This is a genomic window from Candidatus Cardinium sp. cByotN1 (genome assembly GCF_022810525.1).
Taxonomy (GTDB): domain Bacteria; phylum Bacteroidota; class Bacteroidia; order Cytophagales; family Amoebophilaceae; genus Cardinium.
On sequence record NZ_JAACGG010000107.1, the window covers coordinates 1 to 26,438 of the forward strand.

A 26,438-nucleotide genomic window follows, 5' to 3' on the forward strand; every position below is an offset into this window, starting at 1 on the left:
CGCTGCCATAGTGGTGAATAAATACGATTAAAAAATGACAAAAAATCAGTATCTGTTCCCGACTTTGGCCAGAAAAGCTTTTTTATACCACTTCTTTATCAAGAAAAAAGTAAGATAAAAAAACTTATAATCAAATAAAAATAATTAAAAATTCCTTAAGTGGACGCCATTAGGTGAACGGAAACAAAGGATCTTTTTTTACTAAACTTTTGAACCCCTAACTTATAACTTACCCATTTTGTGAACAAATACAAGCTATTTTTTAGACAGTTTTGCTGCTTTTTTATCACCATCTATCAGCGCTGTATTGCACCTTTGTTGCCTCCTGTATGTCGATTTCACCCTAGTTGTTCTAATTATGCAAAAGCTGCTTTTACTAAGTATGAGACCCCAAAAGCCATCCTGCTTACTGTACGTAGATTGCTGCGCTGTCATCCTTGGGGAGGTAGTGGCTATGATCCATTACCTTAACTAGTAATTCCCTCAAGTATAAGGATAACCACCATTGGTACATAAGCCATAAGGCATTTTTATCCCAGGCTTCAAATTCCCTCTCAGCTGTTTGGCTACTTCAGTTGTAACGGTCACTTTTTGAGTGCAACTATTTTACAAGGGGTATTTTTTTGGTATACCTCTGCTATAGTAGTGAATGGATACGATAAAAAAACTTTTTTACTATTAAACTAAACGTAAAGAATATGCACCATTAGTTCATGAGTACGCTACGGTAGGTCTCCACATCTTTTAACGCTGTACCGGTACCACGGACAACTGCTTGTAAGGGCTCTTCTGCAACATGAACAGGCAGTTTGGTTATACTATGTAACCGTTTATCTAAACCACGTAGTAAAGCACCACCTCCTGTCAAATGAATCCCATTTTTGTATATATCAGAAGCTAATTCAGGTGGCGCCATTTCCAATGCTTTTAGAACAGCATCATCAATTTTTGCAGCTGACTCTTCTAAGGCAACAGCTATCTCTTTATAGCTTACTGATATAATCTTAGGAATCCCAGTCATAAGGTCTTTACCATGTACTGGATAATCAGCTGGTGGCTCACCTAAATCCATGCAAACAGCTCCTACGGCTATTTTAATTTGTTCTGCCGTACGCTCTCCAATAACCAGGTTATGCTGCTTGCGCATGTAGTCTAGTATATCTTTATTGAATGCATTACCGGCTACCTTAATAGATTGATCACAGGCAATACCGGATAAGGATATAACCGCTATTTCTGTTGTACCACCACCAATATCGACAATCATACAACCAATAGGCTCGCCAATCTTAACACCTATTCCTATAGCGGCCGCAATAGGTTCATAAATCATATAGACTTCTTTGGCACCTGTATGGGCAGCAGAATCTCGAACAGCTCTTTTTTCCACATCAGTGGTACCAGAGGGAATGCAAATAATAATTCTATTAAAAAACGGAGTAAAAACGGATAACTTTTTTTTAGACAACATCTTAATCATCCCTTGGATCATAAGCTCTGCTGCATGGTAATCCGCAATTACACCATCCTTAAGTGGCTTAATAGTTCGTATCGTATCATGCGTTTTTTCATGCATTTGCATAGCAGCTTTACCAACTGCAATCATCTTATTGGTATTACGATCTATAGCTATAATAGATGGCTCGTCTACAACAATTTTATCGTTGTGTATGATTAAAGTATTGGCTGTTCCTAGATCGACAGCGATATCTATGTGAAAATAACTCCAAATGCCCATGTAATATGTCTAAGTCTAAAAGATTGATGCATTTATATTACCTAAAAGTTTTTAGGCTAAAATGACTAATCCGTACAAGCTATATGCGTAATACGTAGTGTCTTAAAATGTAAGTAATGACAGATTATCACCATCAAAACAAGCATATGTATAATGAAAGACCCAGTCTCCAAGGTTACAATAACTGCTTGAATGATTTAATGCCTTTATATATGGGCAATGTGTATGACCAAATATATAAAAATCGTGATGATTAAAAGGTTCTATCTTATCTTCACAGTAGTGAAATATACGGTCCTTTTTTGCAAAAAACGAAGGGTTTGCCCCTTTTTTTTTAGTAAGATAATGATCTACTCTGTTATAGATCCAATCAGGTGGCAAAATCCTTACAAAGGATTGGAACCAACGACTATGATATAGTCTACGCAATAGCGTATAACCCATAGTGGGACCAATCGTATCGCCATGACCCAAGAAAAATTTTCTGTTACAAATAGTAATAGATGCTGGCTTTCTAAATAATTGTACACCACATTCTTGTATTAAATAATCGATAGACCAACCATCATGGTTCCCTAAAAATAAATAAACTGGTATCTTATTTTGAACAAATTCCCAAAGTTTTACTTGAAATCGAATGGCTCCTTTAGGAATAAGGTATTTATACTCGAACCAAAAGTCAAAGACATCTCCTAATAAAAATAAGGCCTCTGCTTGTGGCTTTATATAGTCTAGCCAAGCTAGTAACTTATTCTCTAATGCACGAGAACGGTTTATGCCACTAGGACAAAGGGGCAGGTGTAAGTCTGATATAAAAAAGACTTTCTTAGCTAGTTGAGTTAGTTCTATCAAAGCAGTCAGCTAAACAAAATAAGGCCATGATTATAGGTTGCTCGTATAAAAAGATTGATTGGGTTGCTGTAATAGACCTCTTGGAAAAGACTAACTAGAAACCGCAATACAAACATTTAAATGCATAAGCATTCAATCAATAATAAGCTAGCTTAGAAAATTATTCCACATTTAACAAACTTACTTGCTATAGCCTTGAACGAGGCAAACATGCAGGAATGGCTAATTGTTTAAAAAATCTAGGTTATTCAACCCAAAAAAATAGAAAACAAATTTATGATTTTTCATCATATGGCATACAATAATAATAGTCAATATTTCATTTAAATTCAGTGAAAAAATCTTAGTGAGTTTTCTAGTGAATGTAGTAACAAATGTTTTTCTATTTTATGCTATACCAGATGATCAGATCAAACAGAAGCAACATTTAGGCATGCTCGAATATTTCATAAAGTATGTTAAGAACCGTGATATACTTAAACTATGGGATGAATTTTTAGCAAACTTTAAATCTTGTATTATACTTGACAAGAAATATGAGTTAGCACCTAGTCCTATACCTTAACCATCCATAAGCTAATAGCAGTACCTAATGGCACCTTAGTGCCTGGTACCGGGTTCTGACGTATAATTGTACCAACGGGTAAATGGCTATCTTTATCTTTAATATGATGTACCACACCGATACGCATGCCCCGCTCTAATAATATTAAATTAGCTTCTTCTAAAGGCATTTTTACTAGATCTGGTACCTCAATAATTTCTTTTCCTAATCCAGCGCTCACTACTAAATCAATCGCAGATCCTTTATGAATAAGTTTGCCAGCAGGTATAGGACGACCATTGTACCATTGTTCTAAAACGGCATGCTCGGTAATATCAGGAATATATTTGATGTTACCTAGTTTTAGGCCTTTGTTCTTTAGACGTAGCTGGGCTTCTCTAATAGAGCCTTCAACAAGATTGGGCATGGAGACAAGTGGAGGATTTTCTGCATTTAAGGTCAAATAGATTTTTCGGTTTTCCTTAACGGAAGCACCTGCTGCAGGAAATTGCTGTAAAACGGTAAAGGGAGGTAGTTGGGGTGAATAACCACTGTTGTCGGTTATAACGTAACCCAAATGATATTTACTAAGCTTTTCATCCAATGCGTCTAAATGAACACCTGTTAGATCTGGCACCTGAACAATTTTACCTTGATGCGTGATATAGGGCAAAGCTATGTAAAAGAAAGTATAGAGTATACCTATGCTTAAGCAAAACATGTAAACAAGATGCTTACATAGCTTTTTTACTATTTTTTTACTCATGTTTGTAACCTTGCAGCTCCTATAGAAGGAGTAAAATTGACTTGGCTCAATCCATATTGGATAATCGCATCTATAAAGTCAAATGGGGTATAACCATTTAAGGCAGCCTGATGAAAAATACAGGTAGCTGGTGTCATAGCAGGCAGTGCATTAATTTCAATTACCCAAACTTCCACCTTTTCATGGGAATAGATTTTTATAAAAGCATCTATTCTGGCATACCCTTGTAAGTTTAAAACTTGTGCGACATCAGCCAGTCTGCTTTTGACACTTTTTCGAATTATAGCAGCTGTTTGACTATCCTTATGAAAGCGTGCAGGGGTAATATTATGACCCTCCCCTGCTAAAAATTTTTCTTCTAAAGAAAGTATGGCATCTGCTGCTACTGTTTCAGATGGTTCAAAGATTTCATATAGCGTTTTACCATTAGCATCCATATGAGTTAATAAGCCGGTTGTGGTTTCTAAAAAATCGATCGTTTCTTTATCTTTTTGAATCAGCTCTTCCAGCAGAAATCTTTCTTGCCTTGGAATGTAGTCTCCTGATGGCAACGCTAATAGTTGCATCAGATCAGGTTCAATGAGTGGCTGGTTTCTAAAACTGGCGGATGCATAGGCAAGTAACATAGCGTTATGCCTGATCTTTACAACCCCTGCACTACAACCATCATCCACTGGTTTGGCAATAATCGGATAGCTAAATGTGTCCTCTATAGCATCGATGGTTCTAACCTGATTATAGTCCCAATCTGCTTTGTTGATAACAAGCTGTTTGGCAACATTAAACCCTTGTTGGGCTAAAAATTGATTGGTGGCATACTTATCAATGGTCAAAGCAGTAGTTGCCATGCCAGACCCATTATAAGGTATTGCATAATCTTGCAATATACTTTGCAAAGTACCATCCTCTCCAGGCCTACCATGCAAGGCTATAAACATAAAATCTATCCTTTCTTTTAAAGCGCAAAAGGTAAGTTCTTCTGGTCTAAAAATAGCATTCTTGGCGTAAGTTCTTGTGATGGCGCTAGCTTCTTTTCGAATAGGGGTTAACAACTGTTCTGATGCACTGAATTTAGCTGGATGCAAGAGCGCATCATGGATATCATCCGCATTATCTTTTAGCAGGAGGGCAATGGGTAATATAAAAATACGATAAGTTTCTTTAGAACCAGATAGAAAAAGCGGGAGAGGCGCATATTTAGTAGAAGCGACCAACTTACTATAGACATTTCGACCACTCTCTAATGATATATGTCGCTCGGGTGTAAAACCACCCATTAGAACCCCTATTTTTGGGTGCATCTTTTTTGCTTTTTTTACTTATACCTGTTCCAGCTCATTGCTTAAAGAAGCTATTGCTTCACTACTATCAAGTTGCACCTGCACTGGTGAAGCTTCAGGGGCTTCAGAGGCTTCAGGTGATGGCCCATCTTCAGTAGAAATCTCCTTAGCTTCTTTGGGAAAACGCTTGCCGATTAAACGTTCTAGATCTGATTTAAATATAGTCTCCCTTACCAATAAAGCCTCGGCCAAAAGGGTTAGTTTATCAATTTTTTCTTTGAGCAACTCTTTTACCCGTTCATAGGCACCCTCTATAATTCTTTTGACCTCCTCATCTATGGTGTAAGCTGTTTTTTCTGAGTAAGGTTTTGTAAAAGTATAGTCTACCTGTTTGCCGTTATGAAAAGAAAGGTGACCGACTTTAGGGTTCATACCATAAACCGTAACCATACTATAAGCCAATTTAGTAGTGCGTTCTAAATCACTTAGTGCACCGGTAGAAATTTTTCCAAAAATAAGCTCCTCAGCGGCTCTTCCACCTAGCGCCATAGCCAATTCATCTAACAATTGATTTTCCTGATAAATAAACTGTTCTTTGGGCAAATATTGTGCATACCCTAGTGCGGCTATACCACGTGGTACAATGCTTACCTTTACAAGTGGGTGCGCATGTTCTAGAAACCATCCCGCAATGGCATGACCTGCTTCATGGTAGGCTACTATTTTTTTTTCTTCTGGAGAGATAAGTTTATTTTTTTTCTCTAAACCACCAATAATTCGGTCTATAGCGGCATGAAAGTCATGCATCGTTACAAACTTTCTGTTTTTTCTGGCCGCTATTAAAGCCGCTTCGTTGCACATATTAGACAAGTCTGCACCAGAAAATCCCGGCGTTTGCTCAGCAAGTTGTTTGATACGTATATGTCTTTCTAGTTTGAGTCTTTTGCTATGGCATCGTATAATGGCTTCTCGATCCACTACATCAGGGTTATCTATAGTTACTTGCCTGTCAAATCTGCCTGGGCGTAGTAGTGCAGGATCTAATACCTCTGGTCTATTTGTAGCAGCTATTACAATCACACCAGAATTGGTTGAAAAGCCATCCATCTCTACCAAGAGGGAATTCAAGGTATTCTCACGTTCGTCATTTACACCAGGCATATTAGCTTTACCTCGTGTTCTACCTACTGCATCGATTTCATCGATAAAAATAATACAAGGTGCTTTTTCCTTGGCTTTTTTAAAAAGATCACGTACGCGAGCAGCACCTATACCCACAAACATCTCTACAAAATCCGATCCAGAAAGACAGATAACTGGCACACCTGCCTCTCCAGCTACTGCTTTGGCTAGTAGTGTTTTACCTGTTCCTGGCGGACCTACCAGAAGCACTCCTTTAGGAATTTTGCCACCAAGCAAGGTAAATTTTTCAGGTGTTTTTAAAAAATCGACTACTTCTTTTACCTCTTCTTTGGCTTCTTTCATTCCGGCTACATCTTGGAATGTAACTTTTAACTGATTATTTTTATCAAAAACAGTTGCTTTTAAGGTATTCATATTGAAAAGCTGCGTACCAGGACCTGCCATACCATTACCTGGCTTACGGATAAAGAACCAGTAAATAAGAAATAGCGTCAATAAAAAGGACCAATTAATAAAACTAGCTGGTTCTGACCGTTCTTCGCATGTGTAGCCTATTCTAGCCTCAGGGTCTATTTTTTCTTCTATTGCTGAAAATTTTTTATGAAAAATATTAAAACTTGGTATGCGAAAAGTATAAACTACACGATTGTTACTTTTCCAAGCAGCTCTTCCCGCGAGTTCTTTTTGATAACAATCTTTTCTCAATGCATCCTCTTTAAGGACTACTTCCACTAGGTGTTGATTGGTAATTAAAGTAACCGCCTTAACCTCTTGGTTCAACATCATTTTTTCAAAACGCTTCTCAGAAATAGGAATCACACCTTGTTCTTTACTATAATAAAACAATAAACCCAATATGATTAATATAGCCAATATAAAAATTGACTGAGGCGCGTTGTGCTGCACAAACTTTTTTTCTCTTTGTTTCATAACTTAGTTTAAATTGAATAGCTGCTATTTGTTATAGTGAAGATGCAATTTTACAAAAAATAATTGAAAAACAATATAAAAGTGGAGATAAGTTTTAAGATTAACATACTTTATGGTAAGCTTACTGCTTTAAGACTATTCTATGATCGGCTTTATAGGGATGTTTGTTATATAGCCTCCATAAATCTATCTTTGACTACCTGCCAATGAATGATGTTCCAAAAAGCCTCTATATAGGCTACGCGTTTATTCTGATAGAGTAAGTAATAGGCATGTTCCCATAGATCTAGTCCTAAAATAGGTATACCTTGCTCTTGAACAGGAGTGGTATTCATAAGTGGATTATCTTGATTATCAGTTGTAGAAATAAATAAACTTCCATCTTTTTTCGCTACAGATAACCAGGCCCATCCAGAACCAAAGTGTGCAGCTGCAGCTGCTGTAAAGGCCTCTTTGAACTCTTTAAAGTTTCCGAAAGATTTTTCTAATGCATGCAATAAATCTGCTTGGGGCTGGTGGGAGCCATTAGGTGTGAGACTATTCCAGAAAAATGAATGGTTGAAGTGACCGCCAGCGTTGTTACGAACAGTTATATGGTAGGCACTGATATCTTTCAGAAGATGGGTTAGTACCGATGTTTCCGTTCCTTCTGCAGCTGCGATAGCTGTACCAGCTATCGCTTGATTCAGTTTATCAACATAGGCTTGGTGGTGTTTAGTATGATGGATTTCCATAGTTTGACCATCTATGTAGGGGGCTAATGCGTTGTAGGCATAGGGCAAAGCAGGAAGTGTAAAAATCATAAAAATCTAAATTTTTAAAATAAAGATAAAATTAGTTTGTTGCGCTACAATATAGTGTTTCTTAACTTTTTAAAAAAATAAATCAGCAGTTCATTACTTTCTTTAGCTAAAATATGTTCCTGGACTTTTGTCCGTGGGTGCAAGATAGAAGTAGAACAGGTTTGGTAGCCTCTTTTAGGGTCACTAGCACCAAATACAAGTCGGTTGATCTGAGACCAGTAGAGTGCACCACTACACATTATACAGGGTTCTAGCGTAACATATAGGGTAGGGCTGGGGAGATATTTGCTATTAAAGTAATTAGCAGCAGCTGTTATGGCGAGTAATTCTGCATGGGCTGTTGGATCTTTGAGTTGCTCTACTTGGTTGTGCGCACGCGCGACAATTTTATGACCAGCCACGATCACTGCTCCAATCGGTACCTCTCCCACTTTAGCTGCTTTTTCCGCTTCTTTTAGTGCAGCTTGCATAAAAAAAATATCGTCATCCATGCGACCTAAACGGCTCATGCAAGTAGAGAGTTTGTTGAAGTGGTAGTTAATTTTCTAGGCTGCTTAACTAGTGTCTATACAAGCAAGACTTGAGCAATGTTTACGATATTTACAAAAATATATTGCAATTGCGCTTATAATTTAGTAAAATTGCATTCGACTACTTTAAAATGATTAATGGCTAGTGAGATACTACAGCTGGCTATGTAGCATAACAAAGCCCACACACTAAAGCGACTTTTTTACTGTTAAGCTTATGATAAAGTTAAACTAGTAGTATAGCCTCTTAATGCATGGGCTTGCCGTTAAACCAAACTAAACATATAATTGAAAACCAATTACAGTAAACAATATAAATAAAAATAAATTAACTTACAAATTTTTTGTCTTTTTAAAAACTATATTCCCACCAGTTAGTGCGATTTTATATTGTTCATTCAAACAGAGTGTATCGAATCAAAACAGGCATTAGGCATTTCAGAAAAAAACAAACAAGAAACAAGAAGTGTGCATTAGCTCTTCTTCGCATGGAACAACTCATAACAAAGATGGAACTAATCCTACAGCAGAGAAATAATACGCGGCCTGTAATCTGATATATTAATCAATACCTGAATATAAATGGTCACAAGATCAGACTAAATTTGATCTTGTAGCCCTATCTCCTAAAATCGTATCTGGTTTTTTAAAATTACAATTATGTACACTGGAACAAACTTTGATTTAAAGCCAATTCTAAAGTAATATGTGGGTTATTTTTTGTGATTTCTATTTAATATTTAGTAGATTGCTGTGCTGCCATAAAAATTTTAAATCATGCCAAAATACCTTCGTACTTTTTTGCCGATAGATTACATCATAACAGATTGGGCGTCTATTCAACCTTTTTATGATAACCTCTTGGCCAGGCATCTTGTTACCTTAGATGATCTAAAAAAACTTTTAGCCAATTGGAGCGAACTAGAAGGGGTATTAGAAGAAGATGCTGGGTGGCGGTATATTCGTACCTCTTGTGATACTACTGATGTAGTCGCTAAAGATCGTTATGAATATTACATTACCAGTATAGCTCCTCATGTAACAGCGGTTACAGATCAGCTAAATCAAAAAGTGCTAGCTGCAAAAGAAGCGCATACTTTACGTAAGGAAGTCCAATATGACATATTTTTTCGAAAAATTGAAAATCAATTACGCTGCTACAGAGAAGAAAATATAGCTATTCAAACCCAAATTCAGTTAAATACAAGGCAATTTGGTGTTGTCTCAGGTGCCATGATGGTAGCGGTAGCTGGCCAAGAACTCACTTTACAGCAAGCCGCTGCTCATTTAGAATCGACTGATAGACCTTTTCGTAAAGAGGTGTATGATAAAGTACAACAACGGCGATTGCAAGATAAAGATCTACTTAATGGACTCTATTCTAAGCTCATTGAGCAACGTCATCAAATAGCTTTGAATGCTGGTTTTAAGAATTTTAGAGACTATGCTTTCGTATCCATGAATCGGTTTGATTACACACCAACAGATTGTTTGACCTTGCATAAGGCTATTCAAGAAGAAATCGTACCGTTACTCAACGAACTGGCAGAAGAGCGAAAAAATAAGTTAGGCCTACCTATTCTTCAACCATTTGACCATGCAGTAGATATACAGGGTAGAAAGCCATTGCGTCCCTTTACAGATTCAACAGATTTAGTTGATAAAACAATTATAGTATTGGAGCACTTAGACCCTTTTTTAGGAGATTGCTTGCGTACCATGGAACAGATGGGTCATCTAGACTTAACCTCACGTAAGGGCAAAGCACCTGGTGGGTATAATTACCCGTTAGATGAGACCGGAGTGCCTTTTATTTTTATGAATGCGGCTTCTACGGTAGGCGATATGTTGACTATGCTTCATGAAGCAGGTCATGCCGTCCATGCTTTTTTAGTTCACAAGTTGACCTTAAATGCTTTTAAGCATTGTCCATCAGAGATTGCAGAATTAGCTTCTATGTCTATGGAGTTACTCACTATGCCGCATTGGGATGTTTTCTTTACCAATCCAGAGGACCTTAGTCGTGCTAAAAAAGAGCATTTAATTCATGTGATTAGCTTTTTACCATGGATGGCTACTATTGATGCTTTTCAACATTGGGTCTATGAGCATCCTAATCATACCTTAGCCGAAAGAGCAGCAAATTGGAACCGTATCTTTAGCAGCTTTTCAGACAGCATAACCGATTGGACCGGCTATGAGGATTGCAAGAGTCACTTATGGCAAAAACAGTTGCATTTATTTGAAGTACCTTTCTATTATATTGAATATGCTATTGCACAGCTTGGTGCAATTGGGGTATGGAAAAATGCTCAAGAAAACCCTAAACAAGGGTTGCATCATTACCTGAATGCATTAAAGTTAGGCCATACAGAATCAATACCTAAGGTCTATGAAACTGCCGGGGTTTGCTTTGATTTTAGTAGGGAACATATTCGCTCTTTAGCGCAATTCGTGCGTAAGGCTTGGACTGAGCTTTAGGCTACTCGTTGGTTTCCGTTCACCACTATGGCTTATGCTAGGAAAAAAACGCGCCCTTTAAAAAAACTGCGATCAGAAAGCAGAATTTACAGATCAAAAGAAAAACAGTTGCCGGGACAGTTGAAGCGCGGATTCTGTTTTCCGTATCTATTCACCACTATGGCAGCGTACGTAAAGAAAAAAGTAAGTTAAAAACATCTTATTTGCCACTGACTTGAACAGGTACCTGTTTTCCAGCTGTAAGGGGCACTTGCAGCAACTTTTTAATGCTATAAAGAAATACTTTATTTCAACCCACTTCACTACGCACAAGCGCCTCAATACCCTCTTCCAGCCCAATAGATGGAGTCCATCCTAGTTTGGCTTTAATTTTGGTACAATCAAGTCCATAGCGCCTATCTTGCCCTGCTCTTTCGGTAGTAAAACCAATTAAAGAAGTATACGAACTTTCACGTAGTGGTTTCAAGCGATCCAGTATTTGGCAAATCATCGATGCTATTTCAAGATTAGTTCGTTCTTGATTAGCACCAATATTATAATATTGGCCGCTTTGGCCGCTATGCAAAACAGCATCAATCGCCCTGCAATGGTCTTCTACATGTAACCAATCCCGAATGCTCCTTCCATCCCCATGTAACGAAACAGGCTTACCTTGTAATGCATTTTTCAGAACCATGGGCATTAGTTTTTCTGTATCTTGATAGGGGCCATAATTGTTGGTTGAACGAGTAATAATCGTATGCAGTCCATAAGTATGGGTATAAGACCTTACTAAACATTCGGCTGCAGCCTTGCTGGCGCTATAAGGGTTATTGGGTGCAAGTGTAGTCGCTTCTGTAAATGGTTGAGCGTTATCATCTAATGCACCATAAACTTCATCGGTAGAAATATATAGAAATAGATGATTGGGATGAAGTGGCTGATTAGGTCCTTTAAACCAATGCTTATAAGCTATATGTAATAGCGTAGCCGTTCCCTCTACATTGCTCTTTATAAAAAGCAGTGGATCGAGAATTGATCTATCTACGTGTGATTCAGCAGCCAAATGAATGACACGATCAAAGTTAAATTTTTGAAACAGCTCTGAAACCAATAAAAAGTTGGTCACATCTCCTTCTACAAAATAGTAGTTTAAACGCTGCTGACGTGCAAAAGATAAGCGAGCAGCATAGGTCAACTTATCCAAGTTTACAATGTAATAATTAGGATGCTTTTTCAAAAACCATTCAATACAGTGCGAACCTATAAAACCTGCCCCGCCTGTTATTAATAATTTTTGCATAAGAAGTGTGCTTACTAGCTAGTAGCTTACAATTATAAGCATTTAATTAATGCATAGCTTGGGTTAAGTACTGTGGCGATGCTATGAAAAAACACCTGTAGAATAGTTTCGATCAGCAAAAGCGTTTTTTATTTTTTTTCACAGACTTGTAGTGCTTCCTCTGCTGCGTTGGCTAATGCTTCTACAATCTTAGTATTCAAATATTTTTTAGCTAGTTCAATATCTATGGCAAGTGTTTCTTTGGCCATGCATTTTAATTCATCTAACTGCGGATAACTTCTAGCATGCCGCAAATCATAAAGTCGCTCAGCCAATTTAATACAAAGCACAAAAAGTTGCTCCCTATTGATTACCTGTTTAAGGGCATTCCCAATATAAAGCCCACATGGCTCCATATCTTGACGATCATTAACTGCTAAAACACGCTCTATAAACGAGTAAATATTCATATCATAATTTGCTTTGATATACGAAAGTGGCAAACCTGCATGGTTAACCAAGTCATACAGTAAAGCAACATAAACCGGTTCCGGATAGAATCGTACCCATTCTGCAACCAATTGTGTAATCCCTATGGCACGGATATATAGTAATTGCCCCGATAAGTGCCGTCTAAAACCATAACATCTCCTCATCAATAGAATTATTTCATCCATTACAGCTTTACGAACCTCTGATATTTCACAAAGCTGATTATAAGATCTGACAAACATTTCTATGGATTGATCAATTTCTTTTTGGTTGATAGGAACATTTAAAGGTAGTATATTGGCAAGCATGTCATCTCTAACTGTTGCTACATTACAAGGCAATACCATGAGCATAGGCCTTTTTTTCGAAATAGGAAAGCGTAGATAACCATAGTGGGCACGAACGGCTCTTTCTATGATACGTTTTTCAACACGTATACGCTCTGAGTCCGTCTGACTGCTGTGCCACTTAAGCTCCCTACCTTCTGTAATATCCTCATAATAACTTCTAATTTGGGGTAATATAGCTGAAGGGGTAGTAGCACTACTGATTACTAAGGCTATGGCTGGGAAACCTGTTTCCGAATGATATGGATCTTTTTGACAACGTTTTTGGATATATTTTAGCTGAGTAGTATGTAATTGAATTTTTACTACTTCACCCTTTGAACCATTATTTAGATTAGCAGTACGTAAAACAATAGGAACCAATGATTGGATCATATGATTGACATCACATGTAATCTTTGTAGGAATAGCATTATCTTTCTTTTCTATGACCATTTTGGGTGCTAGTGGGGTCTTAACTTCCAATGCAGTCTCTAGCCTAGCGATTAATTCATCTATCGTAATTTCACTTGGTGTTAATTGTATATGGTCTATGGATCTAGCACGTTGTTTCAAAAAAGTGCTAAAAATTACAAATTTATTGATTATACTTTGGAGATCTTGCTTATAAAGCGGTCTATTATCTATATATGAAATAAGCTCAGTAACTTCTTGCATTGTTTTTTCTACAGAGGGTCCTGTCTCTTTTGGTTTTTTACTAGAGATTTCTGAGTCTAAGTTTAGATTAGCTTCTATAGGTTGATTTTGCTTTTTTTCTATTAGTTTTTTTTGATTTTTTAAGTAGCGTTTATACAGTGTATAACCAGTTATTTTGCGTTTATTGTAAATGATAATACCGAAAATGATTAAGCCAAATCCTAATAAAGATAGTAAAGAATCACCTGATGCCAACAGTTCATCTATACCAATCTTATAGATTGTATACACAATTACCAATAATGTAACCGCTACTAGCTTGATGCTGATATAGAGGGGTAATACAAATAAAGTTGTAGATAAATGTGCTACAGATAAGGTAAGTGTAAATTGAGGATCTTGTAAATGCAACCAGTGCCAAAGCACATTTACGGGGAGGGATAAAATGCAGCATATCAGAAAAAATCTACCAACTTTCCAAGATGGAATTTTACGTTTTGGGGCAATTGCATAAACTATAAGCAGCATGCTTATAAAAGATTGTAATACATACCAATGAGTAGCTAGTCCTCCAATTAGGTAATCTAATAGGGCAGTAAATATAAGGTAACATCCTGTACACCCAATAATGGCATCACTTGGTCTTAGCTTAGCTAATTTTTCTTTCATAACAGCAAACTTTAATACTTGCTTTATACGAGCTTGTTTACGTATAATAGCTTTATAAATCATTTGAATTTCATAATCAAATTGTTTATTAATTGACGCTTGGTCATCGGATAGGGACTTACTAAGGTCGAGATAAAGCGCCACTACTAGAACGAATAGCAAAAAAAGTAATGCTATGAGGAAGGATATGTTGAGTGACATCGCAAAAGAGATAAGTAAAATCTATAAAATACTAAATACTATATCTGATATGGTATAAAATATAAATTATAAAAATTATAGGTAATTATAATAATAAATTCAAGCTTTTATTTGAATTTATTAAAAATTTTAATCTGTAAAAAAGTTGGCAATTGGGCTATAGTTGGAAGCTTTAGCATGCTTCTAGTCTTTCAAAGAAAAGACTATTTATAGCTTTTTACGAAATTGGTAAGCAAGTATCTACTCAACAGCTATATTTTACTAGTAGCTTAGACGCTAACTCCATGCTTATTTTTTAAATTAAACCGAGAATTTAAAAAATATTTATTTAGTAACGCCCTGGAGAGACATCATCATCTGTGTTTTTTTATCAGGGTTGTAGCTATAGTCAAAATCATGAGGAGCTAGTGCATGGTACTGTATTACTGCTTGAGATGTTTCTGTTTCTTTCTCTTTATTAAAACCATATTGCTCCTTTATAAATTTTTCAAAACTATAGTCAGCTGCATCTGGTAGACTGCTAATCGCGCTATGTTGTATACCATTGATCACATAATCAACCCATTTTATTTTTTTGGCATAGTCACCATATTCCATCCAGTCTCCATACATAGACTTCTCGTAGAGTTTTTTGTCAAACGCTTTAAGAGATATACCCATTTTTTTGGCTACTCTACCTCCCAAACGTTTCCATATCTTATTCAGTACTTCATACTGCTCTTTTGTTGCTCTTAGATTACCATATAAAAACCAAGAAGAAGGTTGATGATGCAATATTTCGGCATTTGGATAAGCATAAGATTTAGTAGCCAATGTAGTAATAATAGCGGCCATAGAAGCAGCAAATGCTTTTACAACTACATAGACAGGTGCTTTACTATGTTCTATCGCTTGTAAGATATTACATCCTGCACTTACAAATCCGCCTGACGAGTAACCAATAATAAGAAATATAGGATGTACACTATTTTTGTTGTTAAAGTAATGAATTTGATCTACAATATAATTTGCTTTCCAAGGTGTAATGGTACCATTGAGCTCAATGCATCGGTCAGAAAGCACCAAGGTATTGGTTTGCTTGTTTAATGGATCATTTAGGTAAATAGGCTTTTTTTCAATACGCTTATCGCGTACTGCTTTAGCTTGCAAAGCCTCTATTTCTGCCTGTAACCGATTAGTGGTCTCTTGAAGTAGCTGGGTTTGACCTTTTTCTAATTGTATTTCCTTATCTAGTTTAATTAATTGGATATTATATTTTTCCATTTGTTTCATAAACCTAGCTTGTGCTAGCTCTAATTCGATATTAAGCTTTTCCTTTTCCATATTGAGCAAGAGCATAGCTTTCTCATGCTCTCTTCGCGCATTTTCATCTTCTGTCTCTTTTTCTAGCCGTTTTCGTTCTTTTTGAACACGCAAACGCTCAATTTGAGAAATAATCGCTGAAAGTTCTTTTTCTAAACGGGCACGATGAAGTGCATTTTCTATTTCTAGCTCAGTTTGCTCACTTTGTAACTTGGCTTTAGTATTTGTGTTGGCATGATCAGCATCAGAAGATTTTTTTTGTACGGTAGGAGATACAACGGCTACTTCTTTCTTTTTATCTTTTTTTGCTGCTGCTGCTATATTATGCTTAGCTAGTAATATAAAAAAAAGGAATCCTAATCTGACTAGTTTATGCTTATAGTGTAGAGCCATCATGTCAATTAATTACATTAAAAAATTTATTAAATAAAGTAGACTTACGCTTTCGCTCTATCAAGTTTAACAGTTGTCCGGCTAGGGGTCGAACCTAGAGTCTTCTGGACCAAAACCAGACGTGTTGCCATTACACTACCGGACAATTACAACATCTGTAGCGGGACTACAAATTTAAGCATTTAATTATAAAAAAGTAAACAATTTCCTGTTTTTGAATTTCTAAGCGATACGGATCCCAAAACTGCGATCTATTAAAGCGAATTTCAAGGGCCAGATTAAAGGCAAATTAGCTGAACAAGTAACGTTATGCAAGAAGATATATAAAAAGTTTTCTGTGCAAAAAAATAGATAGTTTAATAAAAAATTGTAGATTTTGATCTATCAATACTATAAGCTAAGTACTGGCTTGCCGTGATAATTATTAGTAGGTAGAAAGTAGCGTTTGGCAACAAGCCTATTGTTATTTTAGTTAAAAAGTTGGAATGTCGTTTAGTATGCTACGTTTTGTTATAATATTCATCTTACTGTTTTTGCTAAAACCTGCTTGTACAAAAGAAAGATTAGCTAAACTTAAGCCAAGTGACACCATAATGGGATTTACAGGCTGCTACGTTATATTGACTACTATATTGGATTATATAACTGGTTCTGCTACCTATTGGTATTTACTTCAATTTATTACGGCTATTTGGCTTATAACTTATGCAGTAGATGCCAACAAACAAATCCCATCCTGGAAAATGGGTCGGTGTTGGTTGATAAGTATAGTTTTTTGCCTGCCCATAAATGTCCTTTGGCACTGGTTAGGGGCAATTGATCCGCCATCTATTTTCACATTAGCCTTATCTGCAGCTCATTTATCGCTAACATTATTCGTATTGCCTTTATATATAAGCATAAAGCTTGTAACCCTTATGCTACTGGTCATTGTTTACGCCATATGTTACAAGAATACCCATCTATTATTACCAGAATCAGGGCTGTATTTTATATCGATGTTGGGATTAGCCTTGATCATTTTTTCCATTATTGCCTATAATAAACGTAAGCTAGCCGGCTCCAAACATCATGACCGATACCTAAAAAACAAAATAAAAGAAAAAGAAAAACAAATAAACCAAGAGGATCCGCAAAATCAAAAAGTATGTGGCGTATATTCAGATTTAGAAATGGTTCGCAATAATCCAAAAGGAGCTCACGCTTTTATAGATCAAATCATGCAAGAGGTGACACAATTTATTGCTTACTTAGATGATAGGCCTCTTTATAAGGAAGATTTAGATGTTATTATGAAGAATTTTATTATTTGGGATATTTTTTTAAAGCAACGCGCTAGATCTAAGAATCATATAATCTTACTGCCGGTAGAAATTAGCCTAGATGAACTAGTTCGAAAGTTAGAAGTTGCCTTAGAATTGGAAAGTAGGGAGCATGCTGTGCCAAAGTTATTAATAGAGTCCAAAGATGATAAACTTCCTAAAAAAATCATCTGTGATGTGAGCCAGATGGTTTGCTTATTGACGCCTATTGTGTTAAGTATTGCTAACCTGAATGGCTCAAAGGATTTTTGTGTAAAAATTCAATTATATACCACCTACCTGAATTATGCGCTACACCATCCTTACGAGGCTAAATCGACAAATGTACGTTCTCCTGCTATAGCTTTAGTGATTGGTAACGCTACGCTTCCTGAAGATATCTTGCCCAATATTAGATCTGCTTATGAATATACTACCGCAGGTAGTGAATTTCGTTGGCACAGTGTTTCACAGAAAGAATCAGAATGGAGAAATATAGAAAAACGAACCATAGAACAGATTGTTCGTACCCACTATGGTTACTTGCAATTTCCCCCTTCATCTAAAAAACCCATACTTATAGTAGTACCTTGTGATGTAACTGCTGTACGGGATGAGATGATTTCTAGAATACTGCCTTCAGATGATGCCATTACTCAAAAAGAATATGAAGAATCTATGGTTATGTTAACTAAAGCCTATAACAATCTCTGTACAGTAGCTGAGATGCGTACCATTGTATTGGATGAGCTTTTTTTATTAGTAAGACGTTGTTATGGTTTCAGGAGACATGTATCAGGGCAATTATTCTATATCCGTGCATTGGGTATTGCTCAATTAGTAGCAGAATGGGTACCTGCTCAACCAAGGCCCGTTTATTTTAGCTTAATCTATGGTTTAGTCCGTTATGCAGGTCTGCCACTTGCTTATGTTAAAGCCAATTATAGTGTAGATGTCTATTCTTTTGTAGAAAGAACGATCACTGTTAATAATCGCCAAGAGATGGAACCATGTGGACTTTACGTAGGTAATCGCCTCAAACGCATCATCAATAGAGAACAACTTTTTGTACTCTGCGTTAAATTTGCGGAACGGCTTTATGACCTACGTCATGCCAAAGACTATATTCACCTAGAAGAGGTAAAAAATATGGCCCGAGAGACCTTGACGATAGATATTGAACTTGGGAAGAAGTATTTGAATGCTAGGATTGTAGAACAGCTAGTAGAAGCCGCTAATAAGGCACTGCAGTTTTGCGAAGGTATCTGTTAGATAGTATATGTTATTCTTTTTGATTTAAAATTGTTTTGCAAATGTAACTCATTTCCGGTACCCACTGTGCAATGTTGTTTTTTGTAGCCCATGGAATATAAAATGTTATCGTTTCTTGTGCAATTCTTTTTTGGTCTACTGGTTTACGAAAAAGCAAGGTTCTCAGGTTATGGAGTCTGTCAGCTAGCTTAACCTGTACTACACGAATATCTTTACATTGGTCTAACAAATTTTTATTTTCTTTATCATCTAATTTCCATCGGTAACCACTGGTATTGTAATGGGTCACCATATTGACAATATAAGCCACTTGAGCGCCATACATTAGTTCCACTTGGGTGAGTGGAATCAGTGTATCTTCTACTACATCATGTAACAAGCCAGCTAGAATCGTTGTAGGATCTTTAGTGATCTCTAATAGTATTTTGGCCACTGCCATAGGATGGGTATAATAGGGTGCACCAGATTTACGTGTTACCAATCCGTGCGCATTTTTAATAAAACTAATGGTTTTTTCTATCATTTCTTTTGTCAAAGTAGTTTCCATAGTAAGCAGTGCTACTAACTCTTGTTCTTGGGCTATACTTTCTTCTGTTTCGCTTGTTTTATAGCTCAAGGCAGTAGGGTCGTAAGTTTTAAAACGCATCACTTTTTCACCATTTACGGGTAATACATAGCCATAAGTTAAAGTTTCTTTGGTTTGTATGATGGTGTCATAACCACCATGTGCTTGTACAATTTGCCTGCTTTCTGCTTGATAAAGTTGATTTTCTGAATTAGGTAGATGGTTATAGAGGGCATCATGCTTGATATCATATATCCGTTTTACACTTGGCATATGGTTATCTGTACTGATAAAAAAAGCTAGTGCACGCAAAGTAAGTGCATGGTTATTAGATGGTATAGTATTTTCATAATCATAACGTAAAACCGTATCAGCAATGGTTAAGGTAACCATATGATCTGTTGCTTGCTCACTTTTGCTGATTTCGAATAAGTTTACAGTTAAAAGACGTTCAAAAAGATCTGGATCAGCTATCAGGTGCATTATTTTCGTTTGGTTCCGCAATAGTAAAGCGATAGGTTCTCCTAACCTAAGCGCTGTATTATGTGCCCGTAAGATAGCTAAATCAATGGCTACTGGTTTTACTACTTTTTTATTAAGTGTTAGGATACGTTCTTCTTTCACCCTGTTTAATAAAAAATTGCTAAACTTGTCGAACCGTTTGATAAAACGGTTTATTTCTCCCCCAAGTTGTGCTTGACCATTTTTGTAGAAGTAAGCACAAGGCGCTTGCAATATTGTACCCATTTCTTCTAGCATTTTATTACCATAGATAGGATGCAGTTTAGACCAGTTCACTTGGTTATAGATTAATTCTAATGCTGCTTTGCGTTCATAAACTCTAGCTAATGCTATGATTTTGAGCTTCATATCTATTTTATCACGTAGATACTTATATATAGCAAAACCTACTAGAGTAGGCATTAAAATAGTTATAGCTAAAACAAATTCTATAGAAATGATCCTATCAATAGAAAAAAATGAACTAAAACACGCTATATAGGGTGGTATAAATTTGTGTAGGATCATGGCTATACTGAACATAATAATCCCTGCTTTCAATGACAGAAGAATTATTCCTAAAGCTAGGCTAACGATAGACAACATATAAACCATAGGCCTAAAATGGGCTAATTTTACAAATTGTATACTAGAAAAAAAAAGCAATATAAATAATAGAATAGGCCATGCCCCGTGCAATATTGGACTGCCTGTTGGGTGATATCTCTTAAAAGATGGATAGATGATTAAAATAGTTCCACAAGCTATTACCAAAATATACCAGTAAATATAACGTGAAAAGTAGTCTTTTTCCATATAGAAAAGGGCAATCAAGGTGTTGATTATTATATAAACACCTAATACCATAAAAGTGCTTGTTTTTTTTGGGAAACAATTTTTCCAGTATGCTTTCGTAAAGCATAATTTGCAATTTTGTAGTCTTCTTAACCACCAGCGCTTGGTTTCTTGATTTTGTAAATCAAGTGCAGTAAGCTCTTTAACGCCTATCCAGCCAGTATTAGGGCGTTTAGGAAGTAGATAATGAGTGGTAATCAAAATAAATAAGTTTAAAAAAAGGGCTTGGAGTATAGATACGTTTACTATAGAAGATAGCATCATATTAAGCGCCATGTTTAATAAAACAGCAATTGAATGGGGTTTAAAGCCAAAACTAGCTATGATCAGTGGAATAATAAAAGTAAGGTAATAAAGCCCTGTTATATCAAACACTTTTGCGTAATCAATAGGATACCAGGTTATACACATACTTGTTATACCTACTAAAACAGAGATAATCCGTGTAGTCTTGAGTTGGTATTTGGTTAGCCATTTAGGTGAACCAACTATTACAGGTAATACATCATTGGTAAGTAAAACAGTAGAAGTATGTAAACAAGAATCAATCGTTGACATAATTAAAGCAATAAGAGCAGTCACTAAAATCCCGAGCATACCAGGAAAGTATGCAAGCTGGATCAAGTAATCTATAACATGCTGATTGGTTCCGATAACATGATCACCTAAGTGTACCGCTACGGCAATGGTAAAAAACAGTATAATCAAGCTGGCTTCTATCATGATCCTTTTATACAAAGTTTTGGCTGCCTCTTTTGTAGAGGCAGTCATATAAAAACGTTGAATAGATGGAGGATCAAATATAGAGAACACAGCCCAAAGCAAGGAAACTGATATCCATCTTAAGATGTTATCAATTGTAATTACCTTACTAATATTAAAATGTGGGATAGCAGTAAGTCGCTGCCAATTAGCTATTGGATTGTTGACATAGTAGAAAGACTTAAAAATTAAGATAGGGAAACAAAGACCAAATAGAAAAAATTGATATACATCTGTTAATGCTACAGCCCTAGCCCCTCCGAATGTGGAGTAGGTAATAACTAACAGTGCTAAAATTATAGTTGCATAGTGCGAAAACTCTTTTATTTCAGGATATATCATCTTAGCAATGGTCAGACCAACTGTCAACTGACTGGTTAATATGAGTGTACTAAAAATGATGGAAAAAATGCCTGTGACCATGCGAACTATTGGACCATATAAATGACCCATAGACTCAGCTATAGAAAGATGGCCTACGAATGCTTGCATGCGCAAGATTATAAATCTTGCGGTTAGATATAAACCAACTATATGGGCTATAGTAGACATGAGATGGTAAAAACCATACTCGTAATGAATTTCCACCCCATGAGTCAAACTTCTACCTCCATAGCTGGTAGCTATTAGAGAAATAGCAATCACAAAACTCCGCATTTTTCTATTCCCAACTGCATACTCTTGGAAGTTCTTGACCCCTTTACTAGCATACAATCCAATAGCAAATGTTATGACTAAGAATATGGCTATAATGATTAAATCGGGATTCATATTCTTTATATGCTTTCTTTTAATTTTCGATTATCTAATCGAACTAACTAAATAAATTGTTAAGCTGCAAGAATATCTTCTATTTAATCTTAATTATAACTAATGAAGTGATTATTTTTGTACCTGTTTCCGACTTTGGTAAAAAAAGCTCGTTATAAAAAATGGAAAAAAATCAAGACCTCTATAAAAAGTTTCGGTAATCACCTATTAGAGCTGGAAACACAGAACTTACCCGCTCAGCAGGCTCAAACAAGCTGTTTTCTAATCAGCGCTAATATGTGACTGCTCATCGCAACTTTTTTACAAGGGGCCTTTTTCCTAGAACCGCCATAGCCTTGAATGCATACTTATTTTTTTATGATATAAGCTGTGTGTACTATTATAAATGGAGGACAAAAGAAGGTGTTAATTTTATTTTATCTAGGGTCACTAGTTAAATCCTTAGGACCAAAGTTTTTAAAATGCATTACTTTTTCCCCAGCTACTGGGAATACATAGAGACAAGTTAAAACTTCTTTATTTTCTATGACTTCAAAATAACCACCATGTGCTTCCACGATTTGTCTACTTTCTGCTTGATAGAGCTCTTTTTCACTTTTAGGCAGATAAATAGGCGATATTTCATCTCTGACATCATATATAGATAGGGCACTTTGGGTAATAATACTTGTACTGATAAAAAAAGCCAATGCTGGTAGCATAGTAGTTGTTTGGCTAGATGGCACAGCCTTTGTATAATCGTAGCGGAGCATCGTATCGGTAATAGTTAGGGTAACTATATGATTGATCGCTTGTTCACTGTTACTGATGCCCAATAAGTTTATAGTTAAGTAACGTTCAAAAAGATCTGGGTCTACGAACAGCTGGTTGGTCTCTGTTTGTTTCCGCAAGAGCAGTTGCATAGGTTCCTCTAATGCGCGAATGATGCTATGTGCTTTAAAGACCCTCTCTTCAATATTTGTTAACTTCATATTTTCTTTATTAAGTCCTAGCCTACGTGCTTCTTTAGCATTTTTTAGCAAAAGCCTGTTGAATAGACTCAATTTTTGTATACATTGCTTGACTGCTTCTCCAAGTTTTTCCTGCCCCTGTTTATAGAGATATGCACAAGGTTTTTCCAATGTTTGACCCATGGCTTGCAACATTTCGCTGCCATAGTTAGGATCCAATCTAGACCAATTCACTTGACTATAAGTAGCCTCTAAAGCAGCTTTTCTCTCATAGGTTCGGGCTAGTTCTATAACATTTAACCTCACATCACCTTTCTTAGATAGATACTTATAGAGACTAAAGCCTATCAAAGCAGCCATTGCCGTAGGTAGTGCAAAAATAAGCTCTATAGAAATTTCTTTATAACCAGCCCAAAATAATTCCCAAAAGGGAAGAATAGGAGGTATGTATTGGTGTATGATCATAGCTAGTAAAAGCATACCTACGCCTATTTTTAAGGATAAAAGAAAAATAGCTAACCCTATATTAACCATAACTAGTGCACAAACCATCGGACCAAAATGGCCCAACTTTGCAAATTGTATAGATGAGATAAACAGTAGTACAAACAACAAACCAGGCCATAGATTATGCAATATCCGGTTACCTCTCTGTTTGTAGGCATGTAAAGCTGGATAGATGGCCAAAAGGGTTCCAATAACCATTACAGCTATATACCAATAGATATAGGGAAAGAAATAGGTTTTTTGCATAAACCATAGAGATATAAGGGTATGGATAATTAGATGCACACCCAATATTATAAAAGTGGTTACATTTTTAGGGAATAGTGTTTCCCAATATTTAGGACTAGCTAAAATTTTAAAAGCCTGCAAACGTCTCAGCCACCAACGTTTATTTTCTTGGCTTTGTAAATCCAATGGGTTGCGATCTTTAATGCCTATCCATCCAGTATTAGCCTGTTTGGGAAGTAGATAATGGCCCAAAATAAGACTAGAAAGGCTAATCATCATCGCAATTGCTAAGTTTATATTGGCTTCGTGATAGGTATAATAGTGAGTAAACCGTGAGTATAATACAAAAATACCAGAGATAGCCATAGTAATGAGTACAACCGCTCTACGAGGCCTAAAACCCAAAATGGCCATTGCCCATGGAATACTTACAACCGGTATATAGATTTCTGTTCCTTTTGCGATAAGTTTATAGATATTGCCCTTGTAGCTTAAAGCGCTATATAAGGCTAGTATGCCAATCACTAAAATAGTTATCCTAACTGCTTGTAATTTTTTCATGGATCCATGCAAACCTTTAAAAGGAGATGATGGCCATAAATCATGTACAAAAACAACTGATAATAAATGTAAAGCAGAGTCAATCGTAGACATAAGCAGGGCCAGTACTGTAATCAGTATAATAGCCTTTATACCTGGAATATGAGTGAGATTAATCAGATATTTGATAACATCATGTTTGTGTTCTAAGGTATGCCCTCCTAAATGCAATGCAATTGCTACAAAAAATATCAAGAGAATGATGCAAAAAAAAGTGACTGCACCATTACTAAGTGCTTTCTTAGCTTGCTGTACAGATTTAGACATATAGAGTCTTTGTATATAAAGTGGCGAGAGAATAATTAACCATACGCGCACGCCAAAGAAAAAATATTTTTCTAGTGATTGGGTTGAAAATACATATCTATGGTCTACAAATTGTGGGAGTTGTTTCAAAGTGGCCCATCCCTCTACTATAGATATTTTAGAATAACGCAAGAGTAAGAAAGCAATTAAGGGAAGTGTACATCCAAAAAAGAGAAATTGAAAAACATCCGTCATCGCAATTGATCTAGCGCCACCAAATACTGCATATACAATAACCACAAAGCCTATGGCAATAGCTACCCAAGAGGTAACACCTTGGGCCATACCTGAAAATGTACAATCAACTATTTCTAGTATAGTTTTCAGTTGTGCCACGACCAAGCCTAACATAACTAGCACCACAGTAATAGCTGTGATTTTACGTACCAAGGGGCCATAGAGCTTACCCATAGACTCCGCTATAGAAAAATCTCCGAGAAATTCACTCATTCGTATGGTTAATACTTTTGCCCCAAAATAGGTGGTTGATAACAAGATAACGAAGAAAATTAGGTTTTTAAATGCAAAAAAATAGTAGTCAGATATTTCTCCTAAAGTGCCTATATGGCTAATACTTGCTACCAAAGAACAAACAATAACGAATGTAGATAATCCATTCCCCACAGCATAATCCTTAAATGTTTTTACTCCTTTAGCATGATAGAGGCCAATCAAGATGTTTAAGGCTAAAAATAGCCCTATAATTATTAAATTGGTATGCATAATTTACTTGTTTTAAGGCGGTTTTTAATAGATGATCCAGAAAAAACTATCGATGGAAATACCAAAAAGGGATTTCTTTTGATAAGGCGAACCAATTAACTAGCGGGTTGATTTGATCAAAACAGTATATTGGTATTTACTTTGGCTGACTGAAGTACCTGGGCAGCTTAGTGACTTTTTTTATTGATTTCCATAATAATATTATTAAAAATGTTAAGCAGACATACCTAAACAATTGGTGAAATTTAACCATTTTTTAACTTATTTCTAAAAATAAAAGTCTGTTTTTACACCAAAGCTTAATGCTTATTCCAAGTAGGATCAGCTTTTGAAGATGTATAAATGGGTTATTTCCTACTGATTAAAAAAAGAACCTTGAAGGTCTATCTATATTAGAGCTTTTAAAGATACAACGAGGTGCGGATGGCTATCTTCCCAATAAGAAGATGGCTTAAATAAAAAGCAAAAAGAAGATAAATGAAAAAACAAGCCGAGTATCGCGCTGCTACAACCACTTTTTCCTTGCTCCTTTCCAGGCCTGGGGAGATTAAGCAGGAGCTAGCCGTACCGGCTTGCTATAGCAAATTTAATACTTTTTATCCAAAATAAAAAAACAGATAAGAAAAAAGGGGAATAAATGGGGAAGGGGCCCCTATAGCTTTTATCAAAAAAAACAAAAAACAAAAAAATGATACTGCAAAAGAGTTTCTAGCAACAAACCCTCTTTCA

Annotated in this window: 16 protein-coding genes, 1 tRNA gene and 1 other RNA gene; 4 read left to right on the forward strand and 14 right to left on the reverse strand. The window is 36.1% G+C overall.

Translation table 11 applies throughout. The annotated features are described in order from the left end of the window. Positions 1–240: 240 nt before the first annotated feature. A complete protein-coding gene (gene yidD, locus MUW73_RS02945) occupies positions 241–471 on the forward strand; it encodes a membrane protein insertion efficiency factor YidD (RefSeq protein WP_243017888.1) in 231 nt (76 codons plus the stop codon). Between the two features lie 235 nt (positions 472–706). Here yidD and MUW73_RS02950 read toward each other — a convergent pair whose 3' ends face one another. Both MUW73_RS02950 and MUW73_RS02955 read right to left on the reverse strand, forming a co-directional pair. After that, entirely contained in the window at positions 707–1,738 is a 1,032-nt protein-coding gene (locus MUW73_RS02950) for a rod shape-determining protein (RefSeq protein ID WP_243017887.1), read from the reverse strand. Positions 1,739–1,840: 102 nt separating this feature from the next. Next, positions 1,841–2,590 carry a UDP-2,3-diacylglucosamine diphosphatase gene (locus tag MUW73_RS02955; RefSeq protein ID WP_243017886.1) on the reverse strand — a complete coding sequence of 250 codons (750 nt, stop codon included), beginning with the start codon at positions 2,588–2,590 and terminating at the stop codon, positions 1,841–1,843. Between the two features lie 316 nt (positions 2,591–2,906). On the opposite strand from MUW73_RS02955, the gene MUW73_RS04680 reads away from it, so the two are divergent. Further along, on the forward strand, positions 2,907–3,155 hold the full coding sequence (locus MUW73_RS04680) for an Rpn family recombination-promoting nuclease/putative transposase (protein WP_445083565.1): 249 nt from the start codon (positions 2,907–2,909) through the stop codon (positions 3,153–3,155). On the opposite strand, the gene MUW73_RS02960 is transcribed toward MUW73_RS04680, so the two are convergent. From MUW73_RS02960 to MUW73_RS02980, 5 genes are all read right to left on the reverse strand, one after another. Beyond that, positions 3,145–3,900: a PASTA domain-containing protein gene (locus MUW73_RS02960; RefSeq protein WP_243017884.1), complete on the reverse strand. Its 756-nt coding sequence runs from the start codon at positions 3,898–3,900 to the stop codon at positions 3,145–3,147. The genes MUW73_RS04680 and MUW73_RS02960 overlap by 11 nt on opposite strands. Further along, positions 3,897–5,201, reverse strand: a complete 1,305-nt coding sequence (locus tag MUW73_RS02965; protein WP_243017883.1) for a D-alanine--D-alanine ligase family protein — start codon at positions 5,199–5,201, stop codon at positions 3,897–3,899. Before MUW73_RS02965 ends, MUW73_RS02960 begins: the two co-directional genes overlap by 4 nt. 18 nt (positions 5,202–5,219) lie before the next feature. Continuing rightward, entirely contained in the window at positions 5,220–7,253 is a 2,034-nt protein-coding gene (gene ftsH / locus MUW73_RS02970) for an ATP-dependent zinc metalloprotease FtsH (RefSeq protein ID WP_243017881.1), read from the reverse strand. A gap of 167 nt (positions 7,254–7,420) precedes the next feature. Beyond that, a complete protein-coding gene (locus MUW73_RS02975; protein WP_243017879.1) occupies positions 7,421–8,056 on the reverse strand; it encodes a superoxide dismutase in 636 nt (211 codons plus the stop codon). A 44-nt stretch (positions 8,057–8,100) separates the two neighbouring features. After that, positions 8,101–8,565: a nucleoside deaminase gene (locus MUW73_RS02980; protein WP_243575239.1), complete on the reverse strand. Its 465-nt coding sequence runs from the start codon at positions 8,563–8,565 to the stop codon at positions 8,101–8,103. Between the two features lie 798 nt (positions 8,566–9,363). Here MUW73_RS02980 and MUW73_RS02985 point away from each other — a divergent pair. After that, positions 9,364–11,067: a M3 family oligoendopeptidase gene (locus MUW73_RS02985; RefSeq protein ID WP_243017876.1), complete on the forward strand. Its 1,704-nt coding sequence runs from the start codon at positions 9,364–9,366 to the stop codon at positions 11,065–11,067. Between the two features lie 289 nt (positions 11,068–11,356). Here MUW73_RS02985 and rfbB read toward each other — a convergent pair whose 3' ends face one another. The 4 genes from rfbB to MUW73_RS03005 all read right to left on the reverse strand — a co-directional run bounded on the left by rfbB (position 11,357) and on the right by MUW73_RS03005 (position 16,513). Next, positions 11,357–12,349 (reverse strand): dTDP-glucose 4,6-dehydratase, encoded by a 993-nt coding sequence (gene rfbB, locus MUW73_RS02990; protein ID WP_243017874.1) that lies wholly within the window; start codon positions 12,347–12,349, stop codon positions 11,357–11,359. A gap of 128 nt (positions 12,350–12,477) precedes the next feature. After that, positions 12,478–14,634, reverse strand: a complete 2,157-nt coding sequence (locus MUW73_RS02995) for a hypothetical protein (RefSeq protein WP_243575240.1) — start codon at positions 14,632–14,634, stop codon at positions 12,478–12,480. A 363-nt stretch (positions 14,635–14,997) separates the two neighbouring features. After that, positions 14,998–16,371: a ClpP family protease gene (locus tag MUW73_RS03000; RefSeq protein WP_243575241.1), complete on the reverse strand. Its 1,374-nt coding sequence runs from the start codon at positions 16,369–16,371 to the stop codon at positions 14,998–15,000. Positions 16,372–16,441: 70 nt separating this feature from the next. Then, positions 16,442–16,513: transfer RNA gene (locus MUW73_RS03005), tRNA-Gln, on the reverse strand. Positions 16,514–16,853: 340 nt separating this feature from the next. On the opposite strand from MUW73_RS03005, the gene MUW73_RS03010 reads away from it, so the two are divergent. After that, positions 16,854–18,941 (forward strand): hypothetical protein, encoded by a 2,088-nt coding sequence (locus MUW73_RS03010; RefSeq protein ID WP_243575242.1) that lies wholly within the window; start codon positions 16,854–16,856, stop codon positions 18,939–18,941. A 10-nt stretch (positions 18,942–18,951) separates the two neighbouring features. Here MUW73_RS03010 and MUW73_RS03015 read toward each other — a convergent pair whose 3' ends face one another. The 3 genes from MUW73_RS03015 to ffs form a co-directional block, all read right to left on the reverse strand. Next, a complete protein-coding gene (locus tag MUW73_RS03015) occupies positions 18,952–22,395 on the reverse strand; it encodes a sodium:solute symporter family protein (protein ID WP_243575243.1) in 3,444 nt (1,147 codons plus the stop codon). A 416-nt stretch (positions 22,396–22,811) separates the two neighbouring features. Further along, positions 22,812–25,709 (reverse strand): sodium:solute symporter family protein, encoded by a 2,898-nt coding sequence (locus MUW73_RS03020; protein WP_243017865.1) that lies wholly within the window; start codon positions 25,707–25,709, stop codon positions 22,812–22,814. 481 nt (positions 25,710–26,190) lie between these two features. Beyond that, positions 26,191–26,286, reverse strand: an RNA gene (ffs, locus tag MUW73_RS03025) — signal recognition particle sRNA small type. Between the last annotated feature and the right edge of the window lie 152 nt (positions 26,287–26,438).